Here is a 3,857-nt window from a genome sequence, read left to right as displayed (position 1 = left end):
TTTTTTTTTTACAGGGGCGGGATGGCTGGCCAATGCATTTAGCATCGGCATGCCTTTGATAGCGTTGGGTGGTGTGATTTTTGGCTGGATTAAGTTTTTCCGGAAAGATGCGGATCTTGATTCGCTTTTGCCGAAAGGATTCATTGCGGCCTGGTCTGCTGATAAGGTTAGCGGCTTGACGCGGATCGCCATCGTCGATGATCAAGTAAGCGACTTTCCTGTTGGTGAATTGCGGAAGGGCGGGTTTCAGATAAAGACATTCAAACAAGTAAAACTGTCAGATATTGATATCTTATCGGATTTTGATGTCGTTTTCCTTGATATGAAGGGTGTGGTGAAAGATGATCCTGAGTATGGTGGGTTGAAATTGATTGAAAGGTTGCGCAGTTCGAACCCTTATCAGAAGATTTGTGCGGTATCTGGACAAACCTTCGATCCGACTGCAACGCGGTTTTTTAAATTGGCGGATGACTATAAGAAGAAGCCGCTGACGGCTCATGAGTGTAAGGATGTGATCGAACAGTTTGCTGGTGGAATTTTCGATCCAGGAAAGGCGATGGAGCATGGCCGATTAGCATTCAGCCGACTGAAGCGGAAGGCAAGAATCAATGTTGTCACGGCTGTGCGCAAATTCGTTGCTTCTGGAAAATGGCGTGACGTTGACGAACTGCGCAGTTCAGTGCTTGCGGAAGGGGTCAATGATCACGACTGCAGTGCAGTGTTAAAGCTCGCCAGGATGATTGCACATGAAACTGATTAGTTTATTAAGTTCGGGGGCGGTTCAGTTGCCCTGGCCTGCGATGGTTGATGGGATTGCTGTCAGTGGTAGCAAACTGGACGAGTCGAGCATTTGCCGACGGAAATGCGGTGAGGATCGGCGGTGCATGGGTGACGTTGTGCCAGGCGAGCACACGTGTGAGCATGGTCTGACATACTTTGTGTGTTCGCTTGACGATGAGCGAATCACGGTTTACGGCGTTCGAGGTCCGCACAACAAGACGAAGTTTAATCAGTATCTCAATCATGGTCTAAAGGGGCGCGCGGTAACTCAAACTGCTCTGGATTTCTGGTTGAATTCGCTAGGACGCCTTCGTGCTCAGATAGAAGAGGATTTTTTGCAACGTCAGGCGGAGATGCTGGATCCGCTGCATGATCCGATAAGGCTGGTAAAGCAAATTGGCACGATTGCAGAGCGTTTAGTCAGAAAACAGTCGAACGCAGTGGGAGGGTTGGATAAACAGATTGAGCAGGTTTCTCCAGAACTGAAGTCTTTGGTTAAGTCGTCAGATCTACTGACGGACTCATTTGATTTATTATCAATATATTTCAATCCGGAAGCGGCAACTTACGGACAGAGGCACCCGGTCAGCGTACACGGATTGCTAAAAAAGCTTGTTTCTATTTTTAGAATAGACAATGGTGATGGAAGTGTGAGTCTTAAAATTTATTTGGAAGGTGAGTGTTATAGAAATGCATTTGTGTACGACAGCTTTAAACTTGTTCCGTTCGCGCTGCTGTCAAATGCTGTCAAGTACAGCATGAGGGGCTCGGTCGACGTGTCGATTCTGGACCACGGCTATGGTGTCGAGGTATCGTTCTGCACGGTCGGGCCGCTAATAGAGCCCAGTGAGATAGACGGGATATTCAAGAAGCGGGTGCGCGGTAGATGGGCGAAGGAGTTGAGGGACGGTCGTGGTGTGGGATTGTTTTTGGCGGAAATTATTGCGACAGCGCACGGTTTCCGAATAAAGGTGAGCAGCAAGGCGACTGGGGAAAAGAAGGGGAGAATTCCGCTTGCCACGAACAAATTTTCGTTCGTGCTCCCGTATCAAAACCTCAATTGAGCCGCTTCGACTTGGGCACGATAGTCACTCGTTTTCTTGTGGCTCATGGGCTCGTTCTCGGATACTCACGACGATGAACATCGGCTTGCCCGAGTGGAACGGCCGTTTGAACGACTACGGCTTTTTGCCGACGAATGTCAGAAAGTGGCCGATGACAGTCATCTGTCTAATAACTAACCCGAAATGTTGGAGAGTCTTCCGGGCGACTTCTACGACGATCATAAATTCGGGTGGTGGCAATATTGGCATGTCCGAGCCATTCCTGAACCCTGGCGATATCGGCCTCATGCTCCAGCGCATTGGTCGCCGCCGTCGCCCGGAGGCTGTGCACACCCAAACCCTGCACATTTATTTTTGCGCCGGCCGCGTACGCGAGCACGATCTTGTAGACGCCATCGGCCGTCAATGCCGCATGGGTCTTCCTGCGTGCCGGCTGGAAGAGAGGGGCATTGGGCGTTTCGCCATGTCCGGCAACTTCGAGGTAAGCGTGGATGCGTTCCGCACTGCCCGCGTGAAGCGGCAGGTAACGCAGCTTGTTGCCTTTGCCGTGAATGCGCAGGTGCAGGACGCCACGGCGCGCATGAATGTCGCGAACCTTGAGCTGGCATAGCTCTTCGCGGCGCAGGCCGTGATACAGCAGCACGGATAGCAGCGCGCGGTCGCGCTTGCCCTTGAGCGAGCCCGGGTCGGGCGCATCGAGCAGTGTGCGCGCCTGGTGATCGCCGAGCGCGGGTGTTTTGCCTTCGTTGCTTTCGACCTTCGGGCGTTTTGCGCCCTTGACGGGGTTGAAGTCCACCGCGTTTTTTTCGCAAAGATACTCAAAGAGCGAGGAAAGGGCCGCGAGCTTGCGACGGATGGTGGCACCCGACAGTGCGCGATCTTCCAGCACCTTGCGCCACGCCAGCACATGTGCTCGCGTGACGATGCGAAAGTCTTCCGGCCGCGAAATGGTGGTGAAATCCATGAAGTCGCGCAGATCAGCCTGATAGGCGCGACGCGTGCGCGGGTTGTCCAGATTGGCAAACCACTCGGCTTCGGGCGGCACATCGGCGAGGCGATGAAACTGCGCGGCCGTGAGTCGCTGCTCGCGATCAGGAAGCGTCGGCAGTACGGACATGATTTTCTCCTGGCAGCTCCGCGCCGTGAGCGCGAATCAACGCGATCAGGTCGCCGGTGGTGACTTCAAACCGGTACTCGCGCTGGATGCCGGCCTTGCGTTCATCGGCCTCGATGAGCACGACACTTTTTCCATCGTCATTCGCCTCCAGACGCAGTGTTCGGCACAGGCGGCCGGTTTGCGCTTCGTGCTGCGTGAGCAGGTCCAGCTCGCCGACCGCTCCCCTTACCGTCAACTGCACCATTTCTGCCCCCGTATCAGCTCACCTTTCAAACGCACACGTTACTATTGATAACATATTTTATCAATAGCAATGCACTTCGCATGCAGCTGCGTATCGATCCATCAATTTGATAAATAAAATCGATCTGAACTCCTGATGAACGCGTTCGAAATAACTTCCCGCTATACGGCGTTCCTTGAGCGGATGCTGTAGTTCCACGAAGGCAGGGCTGAGTCGTACTCGACGTTGAGGGAAGCGCGGGCGTGGCGGGTGACCGTCCGTCCGGCTTCATACACTCCGTCAAGGATATCAGCGGTAACTTTCAGACCGGTTTTTGTACAGGTTTTTTTCGATCAGTTCACGGACCAGACTGACGCTGCTGAAGACTACCCCGGCACAGGCTCGCGTAATGTGTGGGAACACGCGGTGCTCGATTGGATTATGTTTCGAGCAATATGGCGCATAGTGGGCCACCCGGATTTCCAGTCCGAGCCGGTCTGCAAGATTTTGCAGATCGCTTTTGAAGAGCCATGAATTACTTGGGTTGCTGCCTCCGCCATCGCACAAAAGCAGTAACCGTGTGGCTTGGGGATAATCGGTGCGACCGTGTTTTTCCCACCAGTGCGCCACGCTGTCGCAGGCAAACTAGAGAGCGTCAAGCAGCATGGCCGGT

At 53.3% G+C, this 3,857-nt stretch carries 4 protein-coding genes and 2 pseudogenes; 2 read left to right on the top strand and 4 right to left on the bottom strand.

Annotated elements, in window-relative coordinates; all coding sequences use genetic code 11:
- Both BMI01S_RS42295 and BMI01S_RS36285 read left to right on the top strand, forming a co-directional pair.
- The coding region (locus BMI01S_RS42295; RefSeq protein WP_169745502.1) for a response regulator at positions 1 to 760 on the top strand (760 nt) is incomplete at its 5' end.
- Complete coding sequence (locus BMI01S_RS36285; protein WP_154671510.1) at positions 747 to 1,844, top strand: sensor histidine kinase; 1,098 nt, start codon at positions 747 to 749, stop codon at positions 1,842 to 1,844. The genes BMI01S_RS42295 and BMI01S_RS36285, both read left to right, overlap by 14 nt.
- A gap of 166 nt (positions 1,845 to 2,010) precedes the next feature.
- On the opposite strand, the gene BMI01S_RS36280 is transcribed toward BMI01S_RS36285, so the two are convergent.
- The 4 genes and pseudogenes from BMI01S_RS36280 to BMI01S_RS44375 all read right to left on the bottom strand — a co-directional run.
- Positions 2,011 to 2,961: a tyrosine-type recombinase/integrase gene (locus tag BMI01S_RS36280; RefSeq protein WP_036047147.1), complete on the bottom strand. Its 951-nt coding sequence runs from the start codon at positions 2,959 to 2,961 to the stop codon at positions 2,011 to 2,013.
- On the bottom strand, positions 2,936 to 3,205 hold the full coding sequence (locus BMI01S_RS40220) for a hypothetical protein (RefSeq protein ID WP_081723647.1): 270 nt from the start codon (positions 3,203 to 3,205) through the stop codon (positions 2,936 to 2,938). The genes BMI01S_RS36280 and BMI01S_RS40220 overlap by 26 nt, the downstream gene beginning before the upstream one ends.
- A gap of 161 nt (positions 3,206 to 3,366) precedes the next feature.
- Positions 3,367 to 3,519: pseudogene (locus BMI01S_RS44380) on the bottom strand (ISAzo13-like element transposase-related protein); the annotation flags it as partial.
- A pseudogene (locus BMI01S_RS44375) lies at positions 3,494 to 3,817 on the bottom strand (ISAzo13-like element transposase-related protein); the annotation flags it as partial. The pseudogenes BMI01S_RS44380 and BMI01S_RS44375, both read right to left, overlap by 26 nt.
- Between the last annotated feature and the right edge of the window lie 40 nt (positions 3,818 to 3,857).

It is taken from the genome of Paraburkholderia mimosarum LMG 23256 = NBRC 106338 (genome assembly GCF_000739815.1).
Lineage (GTDB): Bacteria > Pseudomonadota > Gammaproteobacteria > Burkholderiales > Burkholderiaceae > Paraburkholderia > Paraburkholderia mimosarum.
Note: the sequence above shows the minus strand (reverse complement) of the source record. Positions and strands in the feature narration are given on the sequence as shown.

Excerpts from the sequence above, each read along its gene's own strand:
- BMI01S_RS36285 (WP_154671510.1), top strand. The coding sequence starts at position 747 with ATGAAACTGATTAGTTTATTAAGTTCGGGGGCGGTTCAGTTGCCCTGG.
- BMI01S_RS36280 (WP_036047147.1), bottom strand. The coding sequence starts at position 2,961 with ATGTCCGTACTGCCGACGCTTCCTGATCGCGAGCAGCGACTCACGGCC.
- BMI01S_RS40220 (WP_081723647.1), bottom strand. The coding sequence starts at position 3,205 with ATGGTGCAGTTGACGGTAAGGGGAGCGGTCGGCGAGCTGGACCTGCTC.